The sequence below is a fragment of the Pseudomonas sp. NPDC096925 genome, assembly GCF_044762545.1.
GTDB lineage: Bacteria > Pseudomonadota > Gammaproteobacteria > Pseudomonadales > Pseudomonadaceae > Aquipseudomonas.
In genome coordinates this window covers 71,864-93,620 of the sequence record NZ_JBIWEM010000001.1, presented here as the reverse complement: position 1 = coordinate 93,620, position 21,757 = coordinate 71,864, and the positions used below count along the sequence as shown (strand labels likewise).

General features: G+C 63.8%; 17 protein-coding genes. 7 read left to right on the top strand and 10 right to left on the bottom strand.

Features of this window, described 5'->3' with window-relative positions:
• Positions 1 to 13 precede the first annotated feature (13 nt).
• The 4 genes from ACIQYU_RS00470 to ACIQYU_RS00455 all read left to right on the top strand — a co-directional run bounded on the left by ACIQYU_RS00470 (position 14) and on the right by ACIQYU_RS00455 (position 3,568).
• Positions 14 to 502, top strand: coding sequence for a DUF3015 domain-containing protein (locus ACIQYU_RS00470; RefSeq protein ID WP_063911184.1), 489 nt, complete (start codon positions 14 to 16; stop codon positions 500 to 502).
• 75 nt (positions 503 to 577) lie between these two features.
• The gene (locus tag ACIQYU_RS00465) at positions 578 to 2,431 is read left to right on the top strand and encodes a DUF4105 domain-containing protein (protein ID WP_207832341.1); all 1,854 of its coding nucleotides are present in this window, start codon (positions 578 to 580) and stop codon (positions 2,429 to 2,431) included.
• 215 nt (positions 2,432 to 2,646) lie between these two features.
• Positions 2,647 to 3,003, top strand: a complete 357-nt coding sequence (locus ACIQYU_RS00460; protein WP_207832339.1) for a hypothetical protein — start codon at positions 2,647 to 2,649, stop codon at positions 3,001 to 3,003.
• Positions 3,004 to 3,070: 67 nt separating this feature from the next.
• Positions 3,071 to 3,568: a GreA/GreB family elongation factor gene (locus ACIQYU_RS00455; protein WP_241106244.1), complete on the top strand. Its 498-nt coding sequence runs from the start codon at positions 3,071 to 3,073 to the stop codon at positions 3,566 to 3,568.
• A 123-nt stretch (positions 3,569 to 3,691) separates the two neighbouring features.
• Here the strand turns inward: ACIQYU_RS00455 and gdhA are convergent, their stop codons facing one another.
• From gdhA to ACIQYU_RS00440, 3 genes are all read right to left on the bottom strand, one after another.
• Entirely contained in the window at positions 3,692 to 5,032 is a 1,341-nt protein-coding gene (gene gdhA / locus ACIQYU_RS00450) for an NADP-specific glutamate dehydrogenase (RefSeq protein ID WP_207835667.1), read from the bottom strand.
• A gap of 314 nt (positions 5,033 to 5,346) precedes the next feature.
• Positions 5,347 to 7,014, bottom strand: a complete 1,668-nt coding sequence (gene ettA / locus ACIQYU_RS00445) for an energy-dependent translational throttle protein EttA (protein WP_087502930.1) — start codon at positions 7,012 to 7,014, stop codon at positions 5,347 to 5,349.
• 293 nt (positions 7,015 to 7,307) lie between these two features.
• Positions 7,308 to 7,712, bottom strand: coding sequence for a hypothetical protein (locus tag ACIQYU_RS00440; RefSeq protein ID WP_207835664.1), 405 nt, complete (start codon positions 7,710 to 7,712; stop codon positions 7,308 to 7,310).
• A gap of 248 nt (positions 7,713 to 7,960) precedes the next feature.
• Between ACIQYU_RS00440 and ACIQYU_RS00435 the strand changes: the two genes are divergently transcribed.
• The 3 genes from ACIQYU_RS00435 to ACIQYU_RS00425 all read left to right on the top strand — a co-directional run bounded on the left by ACIQYU_RS00435 (position 7,961) and on the right by ACIQYU_RS00425 (position 14,409).
• Entirely contained in the window at positions 7,961 to 11,791 is a 3,831-nt protein-coding gene (locus ACIQYU_RS00435) for an EAL domain-containing protein (protein WP_402797743.1), read from the top strand.
• 217 nt (positions 11,792 to 12,008) lie between these two features.
• A complete protein-coding gene (gene glyA / locus ACIQYU_RS00430; protein WP_003256308.1) occupies positions 12,009 to 13,262 on the top strand; it encodes a serine hydroxymethyltransferase in 1,254 nt (417 codons plus the stop codon).
• 193 nt (positions 13,263 to 13,455) lie between these two features.
• Positions 13,456 to 14,409 carry an arsenic resistance protein gene (locus ACIQYU_RS00425; RefSeq protein WP_233688092.1) on the top strand — a complete coding sequence of 318 codons (954 nt, stop codon included), beginning with the start codon at positions 13,456 to 13,458 and terminating at the stop codon, positions 14,407 to 14,409.
• A gap of 23 nt (positions 14,410 to 14,432) precedes the next feature.
• On the opposite strand, the gene ACIQYU_RS00420 is transcribed toward ACIQYU_RS00425, so the two are convergent.
• The 7 genes from ACIQYU_RS00420 to ACIQYU_RS00390 all read right to left on the bottom strand — a co-directional run bounded on the left by ACIQYU_RS00420 (position 14,433) and on the right by ACIQYU_RS00390 (position 21,700).
• Entirely contained in the window at positions 14,433 to 14,756 is a 324-nt protein-coding gene (locus ACIQYU_RS00420; protein WP_402798514.1) for a RidA family protein, read from the bottom strand.
• Positions 14,757 to 14,800: 44 nt separating this feature from the next.
• Positions 14,801 to 16,219: an aldehyde dehydrogenase family protein gene (locus ACIQYU_RS00415; protein ID WP_233688093.1), complete on the bottom strand. Its 1,419-nt coding sequence runs from the start codon at positions 16,217 to 16,219 to the stop codon at positions 14,801 to 14,803.
• A 12-nt stretch (positions 16,220 to 16,231) separates the two neighbouring features.
• Positions 16,232 to 17,275 (bottom strand): homoserine dehydrogenase, encoded by a 1,044-nt coding sequence (locus ACIQYU_RS00410; protein WP_402797738.1) that lies wholly within the window; start codon positions 17,273 to 17,275, stop codon positions 16,232 to 16,234.
• Between the two features lie 208 nt (positions 17,276 to 17,483).
• A complete protein-coding gene (locus ACIQYU_RS00405) occupies positions 17,484 to 17,921 on the bottom strand; it encodes an Lrp/AsnC family transcriptional regulator (RefSeq protein WP_015268886.1) in 438 nt (145 codons plus the stop codon).
• Positions 17,918 to 19,306: a threonine synthase gene (locus ACIQYU_RS00400; protein WP_402797733.1), complete on the bottom strand. Its 1,389-nt coding sequence runs from the start codon at positions 19,304 to 19,306 to the stop codon at positions 17,918 to 17,920. Before ACIQYU_RS00400 ends, ACIQYU_RS00405 begins: the two co-directional genes overlap by 4 nt.
• A 23-nt stretch (positions 19,307 to 19,329) precedes the next feature.
• On the bottom strand, positions 19,330 to 20,214 hold the full coding sequence (locus tag ACIQYU_RS00395; protein WP_063911173.1) for a LysR substrate-binding domain-containing protein: 885 nt from the start codon (positions 20,212 to 20,214) through the stop codon (positions 19,330 to 19,332).
• 37 nt (positions 20,215 to 20,251) lie between these two features.
• A complete protein-coding gene (locus tag ACIQYU_RS00390) occupies positions 20,252 to 21,700 on the bottom strand; it encodes an amino acid permease (RefSeq protein WP_063911172.1) in 1,449 nt (482 codons plus the stop codon).
• Positions 21,701 to 21,757 lie beyond the last annotated feature (57 nt).

Here is a 21,757-nt window from a genome sequence, read left to right as displayed (position 1 = left end):
GAGAACAAATGCTATGAAACGGATTCTTCTGGGTACTCTGTTCACCGTGGCCTCACTCAATGCAATGGCCGAAGCGCCAGGCGGCCCGAACTGCGGCTGGGGCAACATGCTGTTCGAAGGCCAGCGCGGCACGCCGGCACACTTCCTGGCTTCCACCACCAACGGCACCTCCGGTAACGCCACCTTCGGCATGACTTCGGGCACCAACGGCTGCTCGACCAAGGCGTCGCTGACCTATGGCGGCAAGTCCTGGTTCGCCATGAACGGCATGATGAATGAACTGTCCGAAGACATGGCCATGGGCCAGGGCGAAGCACTGACCACCTATGCCGTGGTTCTCGGCGTGGCCCCGGAAGACCGCGGCTACTTCGCATCGGTCACCCACCAGCACTTCAACCAGATCTTCAGCAGTGCCGACGTCACTGCCGAAACGGTCCACAGCAACACCCTGGCCGTTCTGAAGAACGACCCACGCCTGGCCAAATACGCTACCGAGGCCTAAGTGCGGTTGCTCCCGCCCCGGCTCCGGGGCGGGTTTCGCCTTTTTTTCGGCATCGTCAAGAAGTAGTTGCCCGATATGCTCAAACGCTTCATATCCCTGGCGCTGTGTGCCTGCGCCCCTGTTCATGCCGCGCCCGCGCTGGACCAAGGCCGTGTCCAGCAACTGGCCAACACCCCTTACTGGATTGCCCTGGGCCATTACGAAACCGCCAAGCTGGGCGGCTGGCGCAGCTATGTGGACGATGATGCGTTCTTCCTCGCCAAGGACGGCGCGCACCACCCCGACCAGGAGCTGCAAGCCACGGTCGAAGCGCTGTACGCCCCGGCCAACCTCGGCGACAAGCACGCCCAGTGCGTGTTCCCGGCGCGCACCCGCTGGCTGCGCGAACAGCTCGACCTGCGCGATTTGCCGCAACCGGACTGCCAGGAGTTCGCCACCTGGTACCAGTCGATCGACCCGCACAGTGCGGCGCTGATCTTCCCGGCGGCCTACCTGAACAGCCCGTCATCGATGTTCGGCCACACCCTGCTGCGCATCGACCAGTCCAATACCCGCAGCGACGACACCACGTTGCTGAGCTACGCGATCAACTTCGGCGCCTATATCGAAGGCAGCGACAACAGCATCCTGTACGCCTGGAAGGGCCTGATGGGTGGCTACCCGGGCCTGTTCGCGCTGATGCCCTACCAGGAAAAACTGTCCGAATACCGCAGCCTGGAAAACCGCGACCTGTGGGAGTACCAGCTGGACCTGACCCCGGAAGAAACCGGGCGCATGGTCGAGCATGTGTGGGAGTTGAAGCAGATCCAGTTCGACTACTTCTTCTTCGACGAAAACTGCTCGTATCGCCTGCTGGAGCTGCTGCAGGTGGCCCGGCCGAGCCTGGACCTGACCTCGCAGTTCCCGCTGACCGCCATCCCGACCGACACGGTGAAGGCCGTGAAACAGTCCGGCATGGTCGCCAGCGAGACGTACCGCCCCTCGCGCGAACGTGAGCTGCTGGCCCGGGCCGAGCCACTCGATCACGGCGAAAAGCGCCAGGTGCTGGCGGTAAGCGCCGACACCGCACAACTGCAGAGCCCTGAATTCAAGGCCCTCCCCCGCGAGCGCCAGGCGCTGGTGCAGGATGCCGCGTACCGCCTGGAGCGTTACCGCGCCAATGGCCAGGCGCGCGACCCTGGGCAGGCCAAGCGCAGCTTCGAACTGCTGCGAGCGATCAACAGCAACCCACCGCCGCCCCTGCAGATCGAGCGCCCGGGCCTGCCCGAGGACGGCCACGACTCGCGCACCTGGCAGCTGGGCGTGGGCACCCGCGAAGACCGCGCCTACGCCGAGTACGGCCTGCGCATGGCCTATCACGACCTGAATGACAACGCCTATGGCTTCCCGCTGGGGGCGCAGATCGAGATCCTGCAGCTGAAGCTGCGCCAGTACGAGGGTAACGACTGGCAGGTACAACGCCTGGACCTGGCCACCATCCGCTCGCTGACGCCGCGCAACGAACTGCTCAAGCCCTGGTCGTGGCAGGTGGCCGGCGGGCTGGAGCGGGTGCCGGGCAAGCATGATGACGAGGTGCTGGTGAGCCATGTGAACGGCGGGGCCGGCGGCACCTGGCAACTGGCCGACGGGTTGCTGGGCTTTGCCCTGGGCACGGTGCGGGTCGAGCACCACAATGATTTTGCCCAGTTCATTGCCCCGGCGGCAGGCTTCAATGGCGGGCTGCTGTGGCGCAACGGGCTGGGCAACATGACACTGGAGGCCAAGGGCGATTATTTCACCAATGGCGAAGTGCGGCGCAGTGTGAGCTTGAACCAGCAGTGGGAGATCAGCCAGAACCTGGGGGTGCGGCTGAGTGCTTCGCGGGAGTTCAGCCAGCTGGCTACGGCGCAGAACGAGGTGATGCTTGAGTTGAAGTGGTACCACTACTGAGGCCGCTTTGCGGCCTTTCGCGGGCATGCCCGCTCCCACAGGTACTGCACAGGCCTCGAATCCTTTGGTGATCCTGTGGGAGCGGGCGCGCCCGCGAATGGGCCAGTGAGGTCAGCAGAGCAATGTGAACCAACCAACTCTTTGACACTGTTTTGACGGCTCCCCGACAAATCGCCACCTAGACTTTCCAGTATCAACCGGAGGGTTTTGTGGTTATGTCGCGGTACTGGTTCGGCGTGTGCATGGCGTTGTTGCTGTCGGGTTGCGAAACCACCCACGAGCAAATGGTCAACCAAGGTTATCCCCCTGCCTACGCCGATGGCTTCCAGGACGGCTGCAGCAGCGGCCGCCAGGCAGCCGGGCTGATGGTTGGCGGCTTTCGCAAGGACGTGCCGCGCTACCTGCACGAGCGTCAGTACGAAAGCGGCTGGGACGACGGCTTTCGCCAGTGCCACGCCATGCAGGACAGCGAAGAACAGCGCCAGTACCACGAACGCTTCTGGGACCAGCGCGAGCGCGACTGGGAGCAGGAAAAGGACCGCGACGCCGCACGCGCCTATCGTCACAACTGAGTCGTAAACGGACATCTCTTGAAACTGGCGGCCTGCGATGATGGTCTCCTGCACAAGGAGGCCACGCATGAGCCGAGCATTCGTCAACGAAGACCAGGCCGCCGCCCAGGCTGACCAGCCGGTTGAGCGACGGGTCAGCGAACAACCCAACTACGTCACCGCCAGTGGCCTGCGCCAGCTGCAGGCACGCGTGGCCGAGCTGAATGCCCTGCGCGGCGAACTGCAGGCACAGGGCGAACGTGGCGACAAGCAACGGCTGGCGGATACCGAACGGGACCTGCGTTACTTCAGCGCGCGGGTGCAGAGCGCCCAGGTGGTGCCGGCAGCGACGTCGCGCAGCAAGGTGCAGATTGGCAGCCGGGTGCGGTTTGTCGATGCGCAGGACCAGGAACATGTGGTGCGGCTGGTGGGCGAGGATGAGGCAGATGCCGGGCGGGGGTTGATCAATTGGGGGTCGCCGCTGGGGCGGGCTTTGCTCGGGGCGGGGCCTGGGGATGAGGTGGTCTGGCGGCGGCCGGTGGGGGAGCAGGTCATCGAAGTGGTTGAGGTTTTTGGTGAAGATTGAGGGACCTGGGGGCTGCTTTGCAGCCCATCGCGACACAAGGCCGCTCCCACAGGAGTACGCATTTCCCTGTGGGAGCGGCCTTGTGTCGCGAAAGGGCCGCAAAGCGGCCCCAACGGCCTCAGATCAAACGACGCCTTGAGCCAGCATCGCATCAGCCACTTTCACGAAGCCCGCGATGTTCGCACCTTTGACGTAGTTGATGCTGCCATCCGCCTCTTCACCGTAATGCACGCAAGCATGGTGAATCGACTGCATGATGTGGTGCAGCTTGCTGTCCACCTCACCGGCAGTCCACAGCAGGCGCATGGCGTTCTGCGACATCTCCAGGCCCGACACGGCCACGCCGCCGGCGTTGGAGGCCTTGCCCGGGGCATACAGGATGCCGGCTTCCAGGAAGATGTCCACAGCCTCCAGGGTGGTCGGCATGTTGGCGCCCTCGGCCACGCAGATGCAGCCATTACGCAGCAAGGTGCGGGCGTCTTCGGCGCCTAGCTCGTTCTGCGTGGCACACGGCAGGGCGATGTCGCACGGCAGGCTCCACGGGGTCTGGCCCTTGCGGAACTCCAGGCCGAACTGCGCGGCCAGTTCGCTGATGCGGCCACGCTTGACGTTCTTCAGCGCCATCACCGCATCCCACTGGGCATCGGTCAGGCCGGCTTCGGCGTACAGGGTGCCTTCGGAGTCGGACAGCGAAATCACCTTGCCACCCAGGTCCATGACCTTGCGCGCGGCATACTGGGCCACGTTACCCGAGCCGGAAATCGCCACGCGGCAGCCATCGATACGCTTGTCCTGGCGCTTGAGCATTTCTTCGGCGAAGTACACGCAGCCGTAGCCGGTGGCCTCCGGGCGGATCAGGCTGCCGCCGTATGTCATACCCTTGCCGGTCAGCACCGAGGTGAACTGGTTGGCCAGGCGCTTGTACTGGCCAAACATGAAGCCGATTTCGCGGGCACCCACGCCGATGTCGCCGGCAGGGACGTCCAGGTCAGCGCCGATGTGGCGGTACAGCTCGCTCATGAACGCCTGGCAGAAGCGCATGACTTCGGCGTCGCTCTTGCCTTTGGGGTCGAAGTCCGAGCCGCCTTTGCCGCCGCCCATGGGCAGCGAGGTGAGGGAGTTCTTGAACACCTGCTCGAAGGCCAGGAACTTGAGCACGCCCAGGTTGACCGACGGGTGGAAGCGCAGGCCACCCTTGTAAGGGCCGATGGCGCTGCTCATCTGGATGCGGTAGCCGCGGTTGACCTGCACCTTGCCCTGGTCATCGACCCAGGACACACGGAACAGCACGGCACGCTCGGGCTCGACCATGCGCTCCAGAATGCCGGCCTGCAGGTAATGCGGGTTGGCCTCGAGGAACGGCCACAGGCTGCGCAGCACTTCTTCCACCGCCTGGTGGAATTCAGGTTGGCCCGGGTCGCGTTGCTTCAGGCGCGCGAGGAAATTGTCGACAGATTCGATCATGGTAGACATCTCACCAAGAGGATTGGACTTATTGGTTTTTTTCAGGAATGTACCAAGAAGCAATCGCACTAGAACAGGGCGCAATGTCGTTTTTTTGAAATTATTTGGTGCGTTTTCTATAACTGTATACAAATTTGCAATCAGTGTTGGCTTCTTCGCGGGTAAACCCGCTCCCACAGAGGAGCTGCGCAAGCCCGAGAGCTATAGGTATCCCTGTGGGAGCGGGTTTACCCGCGAAGAAGCCAACGCCGCTTTCCAGCAGGCACAAAAATGGGGCCGCATAGGGCCCCATTCTTGTGCATCAGAACACCGGCTTACTGGGCCAGCTTCTTGTGCCGTACACGGTGCGGCTGGGCAGCAGCATCGCCCAGGCGCTTCTTGCGGTCGGCTTCGTACTCGGTGTAGTTACCCTCGAAGAACACCACGTTCGAGTCGTCTTCGTACGCCAGGATGTGGGTAGCCACACGGTCCAGGAACCAACGGTCGTGGGAGATCACGATTGCCGCGCCCGGGAAGTCCAGCAGGGCTTCTTCCAGCGAACGCAGGGTTTCGACGTCGAGGTCGTTGGACGGTTCGTCGAGCAGCAGGACGTTACCGCCCTCCTTCAGGGTCAGGGCCAGGTGCAGGCGGCCACGCTCACCACCGGACAGGTCCTTGACGAACTTCTGCTGGTCGCCACCCTTGAAGTTGAAGCGGCCCACGTAGGTACGCGACGGGATCTCGTAGTTGCCGATGCGGATCACGTCGGAACCGTCGGACACCTGCTGGAACACGGTCTTGCCACCGTCCAGGTCCTCGCGGCTCTGGTCGACGCAGGCCAGCTGCACGGTTTCACCGATCTCGATGCTGCCCGAGTCCGGCTGCTCCTTGCCCATCAGCATGCGGAACAGGGTCGACTTACCGGCACCGTTACCACCGATCACACCGACGATGGCGCCTTTCGGCATGGAGAACGACAGGTTGTCGATCAGCACGCGGTCGCCGTAGCCCTTGGTGACGTTCTTGAACTCGATGACCTTGTCGCCCAGGCGCGGACCGGCCGGGATGTAGATTTCGTTGGTTTCGCTGCGCTTCTGGAATTCCTGCGACTGCATTTCTTCAAAGCGCTGCAGACGGGCCTTGGACTTGGACTGGCGGGCCTTGGCGCCTTTGCGCACCCACTCCAGTTCCTCTTTCATGGCCTTCTCGTGGGCGCTCTGCTGCTTGGATTCCTGCGCCAGGCGCTCGGACTTGGCTTCCAGCCAGCCCGAGTAGTTGCCTTCGTACGGGATGCCGGCGCCGCGGTCCAGTTCCAGGATCCAACCGGCGACGTTGTCGAGGAAGTAACGGTCGTGGGTAATCGCTACCACGGTGCCCGGGAAGTCGTGCAGGAAGCGCTCCAGCCAGGCTACCGAGTCGGCATCCAGGTGGTTGGTCGGTTCGTCCAGCAGCAGCATGTCGGGGGCCGACAGCAGCAGGCGGCACAGGGCCACGCGGCGCTTCTCGCCACCGGACAGGTGCTCGATGCGCGCGTCCCAGGCCGGCAGGCGCAGGGCGTCGGCGGCCACGTCCAGCTGGCGCTCCAGGTTATGGCCGTCGGCGGCCTGCAGGATGGCTTCCAGCTTGGCCTGCTCGGCGGCCAGCTTGTCGAAGTCGGCATCCGGTTCGGCGTAGGCCGCGTAGACCTCGTCCAGGCGCGCCTGGGCGTCCTTGATCACGCTGACCGCTTCCTCGACCACTTCGCGCACCGACTTGTTCGGGTCCAGTTGCGGTTCCTGCGGCAGGTAGCCAACGTTGATGTCGGGCATCGGACGGGCTTCGCCGTCGAATTCCTTGTCGACGCCCGCCATGATCCGCAGCAGGGTCGATTTACCGGCGCCGTTCAGGCCGAGCACGCCGATCTTGGCGCCCGGGAAGAACGACAGGGAAATGTTCTTGAGAATTTCCCGCTTCGGCGGCACGACCTTGCTCAGCCGATGCATGGTGTAGACGTATTGAGCCAAAACCAAGCCCTCTAATCAGATAGGTAAAGACATCGACGATCGCCCCGGCGCGCTGGCCAGGGTGATGTATTTACGGGGTGTCATTGAACAAAGTCGACCATTCTACGCCAACGCGCGGCGTTGCATAGGAGGGGCGGATGGTGGGGATGGGATCGGGGGGAATCTATTGCCTGGACCGGCCTCTTCGCGGCTGAAGCCGCTCCCACAGGTACTGCACAGCGCTCGTAGGCAGTGATAATCCCTGTGGGAGCGGCTTCAGCCGCGAAAGGGCCGGCACAGCAGCCAAAGATGGCTCAGACGTGACGCTGCTTGGCCGTACCCCGCGGCAAGCGGCAGCGGTCGCCCTGCTCGGCCAGGCGCGCGGCCCAGGCGGACTTCACGCTGAAGCCACCGCTACGAGCAGGCTGCTGCTCGACAGCTTTGGCCGGTTTGGCGGCCGCAGGCACACTGCTGACGACCTTGGCCGCCGGCTTGACCTCGGCCACGGCAACTGCCGGCTCTGCCGCCGCCTTGGCGGTCTTGCGCAGTTCAGCCAGCGATGGGCTCTTGCTCTTGGCGACAGCTGCCGCCTCGGGTTTGCTCAGCGAACGCTGGCAAGACTTGCAGGATACGTCCTCGGTCACGGCAGTGCTGACAAGGGTCTGACTGCTGCGCCCACAGGCGGAATCGAGGCCATTGGTGGAAAAGTGAGTAACCAAAACCGAACATCTCCGATGCGTTGTCATTTGAAGCAGGCGCTATTCTCGCACAGGTTGCAGGGGCTTGCCGAACCACCGGGCAGGCACCACCGGTCCAGCGGACTGGCACTTTGCCATAATCCTAGGCATGCTAGCCCGTTTCAGGTGTCCGGCCTTATAGTGCACCACCGCGGTCTGGCAACCAGACACCGGCGCATACCGTGCATGATCCATCCCTGCCATCGCCAGCCCAATCGCAGGATCAACGCTTGACCAATCTTACACATCCGTCGTCATTGCGTTCCGCGCCACAGGCGCCCGTCGCTTCGCTGCGCGGGTCGATCAAGGGTGCGCTGGCGCTGCTGGCCCTGATCCTGCTGGGCCTGCTGCTGTGGCAATTGTTCGCCCAGTTCAACCATACCCAGGCCGACCTGCGCAAACAGAGCCTGGACGCCGCCGCCGAACAGGCCGACCACCTGAGCCTGAACATGGCGTTCAAGGCCCAGCAGGCCATGAATGTGATGCAACCCTACCTCAAGGCACCGCCACCCAAGGCCCTGCCCAGCCTGCTGGGCACTCTGCGCAAGCGCCTGCCGGCCCTGCAGAGCATGGCCTGGCTGGACGCTGCCGGGCAGGTGCAGGCCGACAGCCTGGACGGTAGCCCCGACCGCCAGTTGCTTGACGAGCTATTCAGGTTGAACCAGGGTCGCCCGTACTTCTTCACCAATTCGGCCGACAACCGCACCCTCTACCTGTTGCTACGTCAGGCCACCGAAGAGGACCGCGGGTACTGGCTGCTACGCCTGTCGCCGGACTACTACCGCACCCTCACCCTTCACCTGAATGATGCCGGCCACCCGCTGTGGCTGCTGGAAAACAGCCGCAACGGCGAGGTACTGCAAAGCCATGCGCCGGCCGATACCAGCAACGAACCGCTGCAAAGCGTGATGCTGGCCTTCATCGACAACAGTACCTGGCAGCTGCGCGGCCTGTTCGACGCCAAGCGGGCCCAGCAGAAACTGCTGCCGGCGCTGCTCGGCAAATGCCTGCTGGTGCTGTTCTGCGCCCTGCTGCCGGTGCTGGCCCTGATCAACATGCGCCGCCGCCAACGGGCGCTACAGGAAGACCGCCGGCGCTACCAGGAAATCTTCGAAGGCACCGGCGTGGCCTTGTGCGTGCTCGACCTGTCCAGCCTGCCCGGCAAACTCGACCGCTACCACCTGCGCAACCCTGCCGCGCTCAAGCACAGCCTGGCCCTGGACCCGACCCTGCGCCGCTCGCTGCTGCTGGAGCTGAAGATCACCGAAATCAACCAGGTGGCCCGCCAGTTGTTGAACATCGACTGCCACGAAGGTGCCTGGCAGCGCCTGATCGACGGCACTGGCGATGGCCGCGACAGCGTCGGCATGCAGTTGATCGACGCGCTGATCGAGCAACGCCCGCTGCTGGAACTGGAAGTGCGCCTGCCGGCGCCGCTGGGTGGCGAGCTGCACCTGTGGCTGATGGCCCGCCTGCCGCAGCAGCGCCGTGATTACCAGGCGGTCATCCTCAGCATCAGCGACATCACCAGCCGCAAGCAGGTGGAACTGTCGCTGCTGGAGCGCGAAAGCTTCTGGTCGAACGTGGTGCGCACCGTGCCCGACCAGCTGTACGTACAGGACGTGCTCAACCAGCGGATGATCTTCAGCAACCGCCACCTTGGCCAGACCCTGGGCTACGACCGTACCGAGCTGGCGCAAATGGGCGACCGCTTCTGGGAACTGCTGCTGCACCCCGAGGACGCGGCGCACTACCAGGCACTGCGCCAGCAACAGCGCGACAGCGGCCATGACCAACCGCTGCACTGCCAGCTGCGCTTCCGCCACCGTGATGGCGGCTGGCGCTGCTACGACATCCGCGAACAAGTGCTGACCCGTGACGCCGATGGCCTGGTGACGCGCATCATCGGCGTGGGCAAGGACGTGACGGTGCAGATCGAGGCCAGCCAGTCGCTGCGCGACAGCGAGCAGCGCTACCGCATGCTCGCCGAAAGCATCAGCGATGTGATCTTCTCCACCGACAGCCTGCTCAAGCTCAACTACGTCAGCCCCTCGGTGCAGGGCGTGCTGGGCTACCAGGCCGACTGGATCTTCGCCAACGGCTGGCAGTCGATCATCGCCAACCCGGCCCAGCTCACCGGCATCTACAGCCTGATGGAGCGCGTCAGCAAGGCCATGAGCGACCCGGCCCAACTGGCCCAGCTGCGCAGCCAGCTGCCGACCCAGTTGTTCCTGTTCGACTGCCTGCGCGCCGATGGCCGCAAGATCCCCATCGAACTGCGCCTGGTACTGGTGTGGGACGATGAGGAGCGCTTCGAAGGCGTGCTCGGGGTGGGCCGCGACATCAGCCAGCAACGGCGTGCCGAAAAAGACCTGCGCATGGCCGCGACGGTATTCGAGCACTCCACCTCGGCGATCCTCATCACCGACCCGGCCGGCTATATCGTCCAGGCCAACGAAGCGTTCAGCCGCGTCAGTGGTTACGCCGTCAGCGAGGTACTCGACCAGTTGCCGGGCCTGCTCACCGTCGACGAACAGCAGGAGGGCCACCTGCGCTATGTGGTCAAGCAGCTGCACCAGCGCGGCAGCTGGGAGGGCGAGGTGTGGCTCAAGCGCCGCGACGGCGACCACTACCCGGCCTGGGTCGGCATCACCGCGGTGCTGGACGACGAAGGCGACCTGGCCAGCTACGTGTGCTTCTTCACCGACATCAGCGAGCGCAAGGCCAGCGAACAGCGCATCCACCGCCTGGCCTACTACGACGCCCTCACCCACCTGCCCAACCGTACGTTGTTCCAGGACCGCCTGTACAACGCCTTGCAGCAGGCCGAGCGACAAAAGGCCTGGGTGGTGCTGATGTTCCTCGACCTGGACCGCTTCAAGCCGATCAACGACTCCCTCGGCCACGCCGCCGGCGACCGCATGCTCAAGGACATGGCCCAGCGCCTGCTGGCCTGTGTGGATAACGACGACACCGTGGCGCGCATGGGCGGCGACGAGTTCACCCTGCTGCTGCAACCGCGCGCCACTCGCGAGATGGCACTCAACCGCGCCATCCATGTGGCCGAAAACATTCTTGGCAGCCTGGTGCGGCCGTTCGTGCTGGAAAACCGCGAGTTCTTCGTCACCGCCAGTATCGGCATCGCCCTCAGCCCGCAGGATGGCAGCGAGCTGAGCCAGCTGATGAAAAACGCCGACACCGCCATGTACCATGCCAAGGAACGCGGCAAGAACAACTTCCAGTTCTACCAGGCGGAGATGAACGCCAGTGCCCTGGAACGCCTTGAGCTGGAAAGCGACCTGCGCCATGCCATGGAGCAGAACGAGTTCATCCTCTACTACCAGCCGCAGTTCAGCGGCGACGGCAAGCGCCTGACCGGTGCCGAAGCCCTGCTGCGCTGGCGCCACCCGACCCGCGGCCTGGTGCCGCCGGGCGACTTCATCCCGGTGATCGAAGAGCTGGGCCTGGTGGTGGACGTGGGCGACTGGGTGCTGCGCGAGGCCAGCCGCCAGCTCAAGGCCTGGCACAAGGCCAAGGTGCGCGTGCCCAAGGTGTCGGTGAACATCTCGGCGCGGCAGTTCTCCGACGGCCAGTTGGGCACGCGCATCGCCACCATCCTGGAAGAAACCGGCCTGCCACCGGCGTGCCTGGAGCTGGAGCTGACCGAAAGCATCCTGATGCGCGAAGTGGATGAAGCCATGCAGATTCTCGCCAGCCTGAAAAATCTCGGCCTGAGCATCGCGGTGGACGACTTCGGCACCGGTTACTCATCGCTGAACTACCTCAAGCAGTTCCCCATCGACGTGCTGAAGATCGACCGCACCTTCGTCGACGGCCTGCCTGAAGGCGAGCAGGATGCACAGATTGCCCGGGCGATCATCGCCATGGCCCACAGCCTCAACCTGGCGGTGATCGCCGAAGGGGTGGAGACCCACGAGCAGCTGGAGTTCCTGCGCGAGCATGGTTGCGACGAAGTGCAGGGCTACCTGTTCGGGCGGCCAATGCCGGCGAATCAGTTCGAGGCGCAGTTCGCCAACGAGACCCTGTTCATGTTCCATTGACCGCTTGCCAGCGGTGCTCCCACAGGTAAGGTGCTACGGCTGAGTGCCGGATATAAAAACGGACCTGCGAGTCAACTCCGATCCCCGCCCAGCCCAGACACGGCGCGGGATACAACATGAGGCCCATTGGTCCGCGACTTGATGCCACTTCATATGCCAGCCGCCAATCAATCGGTTAGAATGCCCCCCCAATTCACCCCGATCCTTGAGGACCGCCATGTTCAGCCGTGATTTGACCATTGCCAAGTACGACGCCGAGCTCTTCGAAGCCATGCAGCAAGAAGCTCTGCGCCAGGAAGAGCATATCGAGCTGATCGCTTCGGAAAACTACACCAGCCCGGCAGTCATGGAGGCCCAGGGCTCGGTCCTGACCAACAAGTACGCCGAAGGCTACCCGGGCAAGCGCTACTACGGTGGTTGCGAGTACGTCGACGTCGTCGAGCAACTGGCCATCGACCGTGCCAAGGAGCTGTTCGGCGCCGACTACGCCAACGTCCAGCCGCACGCCGGCTCCCAGGCCAACGCTGCCGTCTACCTGGCCCTGCTGTCGGCCGGTGACACCATCCTGGGCATGAGCCTGGCCCACGGTGGCCACCTGACCCACGGTGCTTCCGTCAGCTCTTCGGGCAAGCTGTACAACGCCATCCAGTACGGCATCGACAGCAACGGCCTGATCGACTACGACGAAGTCGAGCGCCTGGCTGTCGAGCACAAGCCGAAGATGATCGTTGCCGGTTTCTCGGCCTACTCGCAGGTGCTGGACTTCGCCCGCTTCCGTGCCATCGCCGACAAGGTCGGTGCCTACCTGTTCGTCGACATGGCCCACGTTGCCGGCCTGGTTGCCGCTGGCGTGTACCCGAACCCGGTTCCGTTCGCCGACGTGGTCACCACCACCACCCACAAGACCCTGCGCGGCCCGCGCGGTGGCCTGATCCTCGCTCGCAAGAACGAAGAGATCGAGAAGAAGCTGAACTCCGCCGTCTTCCCGGGCGCCCAAGGTGGCCCGCTGGAGCACGTCATCGCTGCCAAGGCCATCTGCTTCAAGGAAGCCCTGCAGCCTGAGTTCAAGGCTTACCAGCAGCAAGTGGTGAAGAACGCCCAGGCCATGGCCAGCGTGTTCATCGAGCGTGGTTTCGACGTGGTTTCCGGTGGCACCCAGAACCACCTGTTCCTGCTGTCGCTGATCAAGCAGGAAATCTCCGGTAAGGACGCTGACGCCGCCCTGGGCAAAGCCTTCATCACCGTCAACAAGAACTCGGTACCGAACGACCCACGTTCTCCGTTCGTCACCTCGGGCCTGCGTTTCGGCACCCCAGCCGTTACCACCCGTGGTTTCAAGGAAGCCGAGTGCCGCGAGCTGGCTGGCTGGATCTGCGACATCCTGGCTGACCTGAACAACGAAGCGGTGATCGACGCCGTACGTGAGAAGGTCAAGGCTATCTGCAAGAAGCTGCCGGTTTACGGCAACTGATTGGCAATTGCCTGACAGGAAAAAGCCCGGCCTCGTGCCGGGCTTTTTCGTTTTCAGGTGGCGAATCCTGTGGGAGCGGGCGTGCCCGCGAAGAAGACAACACGGTGGATGGCACCGGCTGCGCCGGTGTTCGCGGGCACGCCCGCTCCCACAGGTTATGATTGCGTTCCTCCCTTCAAGCACAGGCCGGACCTTGACCAGAGAGCAACTCGAAACCCAGCAGATCCCGATCTACTTCGCCGTCGTGCTCGCCGCCGTGGCCTTCGGCCTGCTGGCCAGCGACACTGCACGCCACCTGGAAGCTCTGGTCACCCCCGCCATCGCCGTGCTGATGTACGCGATGTTTCTGCAAATCCCCTTCCTCGACCTGCGCCAAGGCCTGGGCAACCGCCGCTTCATCGCCGCCCTGCTGCTGGCCAACTTCATCCTCGTACCACTGCTGGTCTGGGGCATCACCCGCGGGCTGCTCGAACACCCGGCGATCCTCATCGGCGCGCTGCTGGTGCTGCTGACGCCGTGCATCGACTATGTGGTGGTGTTCACCCACATCGGCAAAGGCGACGCCCGCCTGACCCTGGCCGCCACCCCCGTGCTGCTGTTGGTGCAACTGGCGCTGCTGCCGCTTTACCTGGCCCTGATGCTGGGTGACAGCAGCAACGTGGCCATCTCCGTCACCCCGTTCGTGGAAGCCTTCGTGCTGTTGATCGTGCTGCCGATGGTCCTCGCCGTGCTCACCAGCGCCGGCGCCCGTCGCTCGCGCACGGTCTCGGCCTGGAACGACGCCTGGGCGTGGATGCCGGTACCGGCCATGGCCTTGGTGCTGGTGGTAGTGATCGCCTCGCAGATTGCCGTGGTGCTGCGTGATTTCGACCGCTTGCTGCCGGTGATTCCGGTGTACATCGGCTTCATGCTGCTGGCGCCTGCGCTGGGCATATTATCGGCGAGGCTGCTGCGCTTGCCGGCCACCGAAGCACGCTCGGTAACCTTCAGCGCCGCCACGCGCAACTCACTGGTAGTGCTGCCGCTGGCGCTGGCGTTGCCGCAAGACATGCGCGGATTGGCGGCGGCAGCTGTGATTACACAGACATTGGTGGAGCTGGTAAGTGAACTGGTCTATATCAGGGCGGTACCCCGAGTCGTGCGCTGACCCGGGGCATCGGTCACTCACGGTCAGGAGCGCTCAGGGCACACGGCAAACACCTGTACCTCGACCAGGTAACCCTCTCCCAAGTCTGCGCCTACGCAAGCCCGTACTGGTTTCGGACAACCCTGCAACCAGGCGTCGTACACCTCATTGACCAGGTCGAAGTGGCTGTAGTCGGCAATCCATAACTGAACCCGGGTCAAATGTTCCTTGCTGACGTTGGCCTCAGCCATCAGCCCATCGATCGTACTCAACGCCTGGCGCAACTGCCCCTGCACATCCTGCTGCAGGTCGTCCGCGACCACGCCAGCCGTTTCGAACAGGCCCCCGTAGCTCACCGCCAGCGACATCCGTTCGCCTTGTCCATACCGTTCGATCATCAAGATTCCTCCTTTTAGCCCATCTGGTTGAGGCAGACGACTTTGGGCTGGGTCATGTCCTCGTAGGCGAACCGCACCCCCTCGCGCCCAAGGCTCCCATATTTGGAGCCACCGAATGGCATGGCATCGAAGCGGTAGTCGGACGAGTCGTTGATCATCACGCCACCCGCCTCGATACGCCGCGCCAGGCTCAATGCCAAGGACAGATCGCGGGTAAACACACCGGCGTGCAAGCTGTACTCCGGGGCGTTGGCCAACGCAATCGCCTGCTCGATATCCTCGAAAGGCGCCAGCATCACCACCGGTGCGAATACCTCTTCACGCCACAGCCGGCTGCCATGGTCAACGCCTTCCAGCACCGTCGGCACATAGGTAGCCCCTTGCCGCTTGTGGCCGCAGAGCAGGCGAGCGCCGCCCTGAAGGGCCTGGCTCACGCGCTCTTCAATCTGCCGTGCCGAGCCTTCGGTGATCATCGGCCCCATGTCGGTTTCGCGCAGGCCAGGATCACCCACCACCATCGCCTGGGTCAAGGCAACGAAGCGCTGGCGGAACGCCTCATAGATCGAAGCGTCCACCAGGATGCGCTGGGTGCCGATGCAGTTCTGCCCGGCCGCCCAGAATGCGCCTGACACACAAGACTCGACAGTGGCCTCGAGGTCGCAGTCCTTCAGTACCAGCACCGGGGCGTTACCGCCCAGGTCCATGGCAAGTTTTTTCAGGCCCGCCCCGCGGGCAATCTGTTCACCCGTGGCGAAGCCGCCCGTGAAGGAAATCATCCGCACTTCACGCACGGCCACCAGGGCCTTGCCCAGTTCGGCACCGCCAGTGGCCACGGTGACGACAGCCTCCGGCAGCCCTGCATCAACCAGGTACTGCACCAGCTTCAAGGCAGAAAGCGGGGCCAGCTCCGAAGGCTTCAGAATGACCGCATTGCCTCCAGCAATCGCTGGCCCCAGCTTGTGCGCCACCAGGTTGAGCGGGTCGTTGTACGGGGTAATGGCCAGGATCAGCCCCAACGGCTCGCGGGTGAACCAGCCCTGGCGCGACTCGGAGCCTTCATAGGCATCGAAAGGCACCACCTCGCCGGCGTTGCGCCGCGCTTCCTCGGCAGACAGCTTGAGCGTGTTGATGCAGCGTTTCACCTCCTTCTCGGCCTGACGCAGGGTCTTGCCCGCTTCGTCGACAATCAGGCCGGCAAAATCCGCGGCGTCACGTTCGATCAGCCGGGCGGCCTGCTCCAGAATGCTGGCGCGACGGTGCCGGGGCAGCGCGGCACTTTCGCGCACGCCCTGGCGGGCACGGACGAGCAGACCAGGCACGGCATCGGCAGCAAGGTTGGCGACGCTGCCGACCAGGCTACCGTCGAAGGGGCTGTACACATCGATCAAGGCGGGTTGCTGGGCGGCTACCCGGGACACGGAAGTCAGGCTCATGAAGGTTGCTCCTCAGGCCGAGCGGCCAGCGTTGTGGATGGCGACGATATCCGACAGCAGGGCGAATGCCGTTTCCGCACGTCCCGCACCTGGGCCGGACACGGTCACAGCGCCCAGCAATTCGGTGTTGAATGCAACCGCATTGGTGGCACCGGAAATACCCGCCAGGGGGTGGTTGCCGGGCAGCAGGCGCGCTTCGACGCTGGCACGCACCGAGCCATCGGTTTCACGGCTGGCACTGCCGATCAGTTTCCAACGCTGGCCCGCCGCCTGCGCTTGCTGGATAGCCGCGCTGTCGAGGCTGCTGATACCGCTGCAGGTGACATCGTTCACCTGCAAGCAAGCACCGAGCAGCTCGTTGGCGAGAATCACCACTTTCAGGCGCACGTCATACCCCTCCACATCGGCGCTCGGGTCTGCCTCGGCGTAGCCAAGTGCTTGCGCCTGGGCCACCGCTTCGGCAAAACCAAGCCCCTCCTCCATACGTGTCAGCACATAGTTCGAAGTGCCGTTGAGGATGCCCTCGAACCCCACCAGGCCTGCGCCGGCCAAGGTCTGGCGCGCCATGCGCAGCACCGGTGTACCGCTCATCACAGCGCCTTCGTATTCGAACGACACGCCATTGGCCTTGGCCAAGGCCTTCAGCGCCTGGGCATGCAAGGCGATCGGCCCCTTGTTGGTAGTGACCACATGCTTACCCGCTTCCAGCGCCCAGCGGCAGAAGGTTGCCGCCGGTTCACCGTCCTTGGGGTTGGTGAAGGTGGCCTCGGCGATGATGTCGGCACCGGACTGCTTGATCACCGACTCGTTGAACGCCTCTGCCGAACCCTGAGGGATTTGCGCCAGCGCCCCCTTCTGAGCGGGCAGAGCAGCCAGCGTGGCCGCGTCCAGGCCGTTGCGGTCGATTGCCGAACCCAGGAACAGGTCGGTGACGCCAACGATCTTCAGGCCAAAGCCCAGCTCTTTCTGCCAGCGCGCATTGCGTTCGGCGATCAGTTGGGCCAGGGCACGGTTCACGCCGCCAAAGCCAACGAGTGCGATCTTGTATTCGGTCATGGTTTGCTGTCCTTTCCAGGCGATTGGTCGATGAGGACAAGCCTAAGAGCCGGGCAATGCCAGTTGAATATGGCAATCCGCTGTATTTACTGGCCAATCTGACCAGTGCCCGATGCACGCCCGCGCGCCGCCAGAATGCACAACGCCGCCAGGGCGCAAGCCCGGGCGGCGTTGTTGTGGCGAGGGTTACCAAACGCGAGTGCGCGGCTCAGATCACCGTGGCCAGGACGAACGATGTCACAGTGTTCTCGACCCCCGGCATGGCGGCAATCTCCTTCCATACATGGTGCACCCGTTCCGGGCTGGAAGCCTCGACGCGCAGCAGCAGGTCGAATTCGCCGCTGAGCACTTCACACTGGATAACCTCGGGGATCTGGCGCAACGCATCGAGCACAGCTTCTCCGCGCATGCGGTCATAGCGGTAGACGAAGATGACCGCGTTGATCAACGAGGTCGGTCGTCGTCCCTCACCGATGCGCAAGGTGTAGCCCTGGATCGCCCCGTCACGCTCCAGGCGCTCGATGCGCTGGCGTACCGCATTACGCGAAAGGTTCACCTTCAGCCCCAGCTCGGCATGGGCAATGCGTGCATTGGCGGTGAGCTCGGCGAGGATACGCTCGTCCAGGGGGTCGAGGATGCGCTTCATCGTCCTGCCTGCAACCGGGCCAGTAATTCATGAACCCCCGCCAGGTCGTCGGGTGCCAGCAGCGGCCCGCCGCCTGCAGCATCCACGACACTGGCCGGTACTTCGCCATGCCAGGCCCCCAGCTCCGCCAGCAACCCGGCGGACTTTTCCGGGGCGAACTGCCCCAGCGTGACGATGGGCGCGCCAATGTTGCGCCGGTGCAGGCGCCCGGCGAATGCCCCGGTGGCGGCGTGTGGGTCTACTGCGCTGCCGGTTTCGTGGAACAGCGTGACGATTTCTTCGCGGATCAGCGCGTCATCCACGGCATAGGAGTCGAACAGCATGCGCGCATGCAACCACTGGCGGTTGCCGATGCTCAATTCGCCACACTCCTCGAAGTGCTCCATCAGCGCCCGGGTCGCTTCGCCATCGCGGTCATACAGCTCCCAGACGAAGCGCTCCAGGTTGGAGAACAGCGAGAAGTCCATGACCGGCGACAAGGTCTGGCTGGTTGAGCCACGGCTGTAGCGATTGCAGTGGATGAACCGGTGCAAGGCATCGTTGCGGTTGGTGGAGACAATGATCTGGTTGATCGGCAGGCCCATTTTCTGGGCAATGAACCCTGCGTAGATCTCGGCAAAACTGGCCGTGGGGATGCTGAAACCCACCGGCCGATTGCCCCCACCCAGCTGAAGCGCCGCGTGGAAATAGAACACGATCTGCGCCAGCACGCCGACCCAGTTGGTCGAGTTGAAGCTCACGGGTATCAGCCCGGGGCATGGCCATGCACGCAGCAGCGCCGACACCAGCGCCTGGCAGTCATCGAAGCTGCCATCCACGGCCACGCAGCTGACGCTGTCAGAAGCGGCACTGCGCATCACCGCCGCCCGGTCGGCCGGCGTCCCTGCACTGGGGTACAGCGCCAGCAAGCGTGCCGTAGGGCAATGCCGCAAGGCTTCGATAGCGGCCACCGCCGTATCGCCGTTGCTGGCACCGACCAGCATGACCCGTTCGCAATCGGCCCCCAGGAAATGGCGGATGAGCCGCGCCTGCAACTGCGCGGCGAAATCCTTGGAGGACCGGGTAGGCCCGTGAAACAGCTGCAGGATCCATTCGTTGTGGCCAATCTGCTGCAACGGCGCGATGCCACGGTGCTTGAACCCGCGATAGCTGTCGCTGACCAGCGCCCTCAGGGTCGGCTCGTCGAGCGTGTCACCGACAAACGGTGCCATCACCCGCCAGGCCAGTTCGTCGAACGGCAACCACGACCAGCTGGCAATCTCTTGCTGGCTGAAGGTCGGCACCGCGGCAGGCACGTATAGCCCGCCATCGTCGGCCAGCCCGGAAAGCAGCGCCGTGCGAAAATCAACCCGTATCTCGTTGCCGCGCGTGGATGTGTACTGCATCGGTGCTCCAGGTAACTATTTGATTAACGGTGGGCCATCGCCACCAACCAGTGGCTGAAGGCCTGGGCATCCGTGGACAACGCCTCACCTAGGCCACGTACCAGGTAAAACGACTCGCTCGCCTCGATGCGCTGGGCAAAAGGCGCCACCAGCCGCCCCTCCTGCAGCAAGTCCTCGACCAGCGACGAGCGCGCCAGCGCCACCCCAAGCCCCAGTTCCGCCATGCGCAAGGTCGCCACCAGGGTGTCGAACTGCAGGCCGCTGGAGGAGTCGACCTGATCGGCGCCAACCCGCTCCAGCCAATAACCCCACCCCTCCTCGTAACCCAGCACATGCAGCAACGGGACGCGGGCTAGGTCGCGCGGCTCGCGTAGCGGGGAGCCGGCAATCAGCGCAGGCGAGCAGACCGGCACCAGCACGTCGCGGGTCAGGCGCTGCGCTTCCACTCCCGCCCACTGGCCGCTGCCCCAGCGGATTTCCAGGTCATCCTCGGCATCCAGTTCCTTGACCCACAGGTTGCTGATGTAGCGGATATCCACCTGCGGGTGCGAACGGCGAAAATCGGCCAGTCGGGGTGCCAGCCAGAAGTGCAGGAACGACAGGCTGCCGCGCACTTTCAGGGGCCGACGCTGGCGTTGCCCGAAAATTTCATTGGTGCCTACCGCCAGGCGGCTTATCGCATCCTGCACCACCGGCAGGTAGGACTGGCCCTCTTCAGTCAACCCCAGCCCCCGGGGCAGGCGCTTGAACAGCGCCACCCCCAACTGGCTCTCCAGGTGGCGGATCTGCTGGCTCACGGCCCCCTGGGTGAGGTGCAGTTCCTCGGCTGCATGGGTGAAGTTCAGGTAACGCGCCGACACTTCGAAGGCTCTGAGCCAGTTCAAGGGGGGCAGGGTTTTCTGGGTCATCGGCGGTTTCTCGTGGCAACGTTCCGGTGGCCTAGTATCACCCTGCTCTGGCGGCCTCGGAACCTGGCGCGACGACTTCCAGCGGGCCTGCTTGGCGGCGGCGGAACTTGCACGTCAGCCAATAGGCCAGGTAGCACCAGGCAATGAAGGGCAAGCCGAAGTACAGGGCAACGCGCTGGGCGGGGTCGAAGGCAATGCCGACGCAGGCCAGTACGCAGCAGAAGATGGCGGCCAGCGGCACGAACGGGTAGCCGCGCACCCTGAACTTCAGGTCTTCGAGCTTGCCGCCATTGGCGATGTAATGGCGACGGAAAGCCATCTGGCTGGCCGCGATGCTGATCCACACCACCACCACCGCCAACCCGGAAATGGACACCAGCGCCAGGTAGATGGTGTCGGGGGCAAACACACTGCTGAGCAGCGAAGCCATGCCACCCGCCATGCTCAGGACGATGGCATTGAACGGCGTGCCACGACGCGACAGTGCCGCATACCGGCGGGGCATGTTGCCTTGGTCGCTGAGGGTCCACAGCATGCGCGCCGCAGCATAAAGCCCGGAGTTGGCCGCCGACAGCAGCGCAGTGATGATGACGAAGTTCATGATGTCCGCCGCATAGGGGATACCGATCATGGCAAAGACCATCACGAACGGGCTTTCAACCACACCGGCCTGTTCACGCGGCAACAAGGTAGCCAATACAAAGATGGTGCCGACGAAGAACAGCGCCAGGCGCAGGACCGTGGTGCGGATGGCCTTGGGTACGTTCTTTTCCGGGTCACGGGTTTCGCCAGCGGCGATGCCGATCAACTCGGTGCCCGAGAACGCGAAGGCCACCGCCAGCAGGGTCATGGCGATCGACCAGAAGCCCGTAGGGAACAGCCCTTCGCGGGTGAAGTTGCCCAGCCCGACACTGTGCGCCTGGGTAATTTCGAAAACGCCCAGGATCGCGCCACCGCCCACCACCAGGAAGGCAATCACCGCCAGCACCTTGATCAGTGACAGCCAGAATTCGGTTTCGGCAAACGACCGCACCGAAATGATATTGCTGATGAACACCGCAAACCCGAACAGCGCACTCCATATCCACACCGGCGTATCGGGGAACCAGCGCACCATCAGGATACCGGCGGCGGTGAATTCCGAGCCGATGGCCACGGTCCAGGTCAGCCAGTACATCCAGGCCACCATGTAGCCTGTACCCGGCCCGAGGTAGCGCGTGGCGTAACTGCTGAACGAGCCGACTTCCGGCATGTGTACTGCCAGTTCGCCCAGGCACATCATCACCAGGTAGACCATGATCGCGCCGAGGATATAGGCGATGACCGCCCCCAGCGGGCCCGCCTGGTTGACGGTGTAGCCCGACGTCAGGAACAGGCCGGTACCGATGACACCACCCAGCGCCAGCATGACGATATGGCGGGTTTGCATATCCTGCTTGAAGCTGTGCGCCGAAGCATTTCTCGTTGTCGTTGTCTGCAGGGACATTGTGGTTTACTCATGAAAGTTGGCGGGCAAGGACGTTGCAACGACCTCGTCTTGGCA

Coding starts and splice junctions, on each gene's coding strand:
- ACIQYU_RS00390 (WP_063911172.1), bottom strand. CDS start 21,700: ATGTCCCTGCAGACAACGACAACGAGAAATGCTTCGGCGCACAGCTTC.
- ACIQYU_RS00465 (WP_207832341.1), top strand. CDS start 578: ATGCTCAAACGCTTCATATCCCTGGCGCTGTGTGCCTGCGCCCCTGTT.
- ACIQYU_RS00405 (WP_015268886.1), bottom strand. CDS start 17,921: ATGAAGCGCATCCTCGACCCCCTGGACGAGCGTATCCTCGCCGAGCTC.
- ACIQYU_RS00415 (WP_233688093.1), bottom strand. CDS start 16,219: ATGAGCCTGACTTCCGTGTCCCGGGTAGCCGCCCAGCAACCCGCCTTG.
- glyA (WP_003256308.1), top strand. CDS start 12,009: ATGTTCAGCCGTGATTTGACCATTGCCAAGTACGACGCCGAGCTCTTC.
- ACIQYU_RS00420 (WP_402798514.1), bottom strand. CDS start 14,756: ATGTCGCTGGCGGTGAGCTACGGGGGCCTGTTCGAAACGGCTGGCGTG.
- gdhA (WP_207835667.1), bottom strand. CDS start 5,032: ATGATCGAATCTGTCGACAATTTCCTCGCGCGCCTGAAGCAACGCGAC.
- ACIQYU_RS00410 (WP_402797738.1), bottom strand. CDS start 17,275: ATGACCGAATACAAGATCGCACTCGTTGGCTTTGGCGGCGTGAACCGT.
- ACIQYU_RS00455 (WP_241106244.1), top strand. CDS start 3,071: ATGAGCCGAGCATTCGTCAACGAAGACCAGGCCGCCGCCCAGGCTGAC.
- ACIQYU_RS00400 (WP_402797733.1), bottom strand. CDS start 19,306: ATGCAGTACACATCCACGCGCGGCAACGAGATACGGGTTGATTTTCGC.
- ACIQYU_RS00460 (WP_207832339.1), top strand. CDS start 2,647: ATGTCGCGGTACTGGTTCGGCGTGTGCATGGCGTTGTTGCTGTCGGGT.
- ACIQYU_RS00470 (WP_063911184.1), top strand. CDS start 14: ATGAAACGGATTCTTCTGGGTACTCTGTTCACCGTGGCCTCACTCAAT.
- ACIQYU_RS00395 (WP_063911173.1), bottom strand. CDS start 20,214: ATGACCCAGAAAACCCTGCCCCCCTTGAACTGGCTCAGAGCCTTCGAA.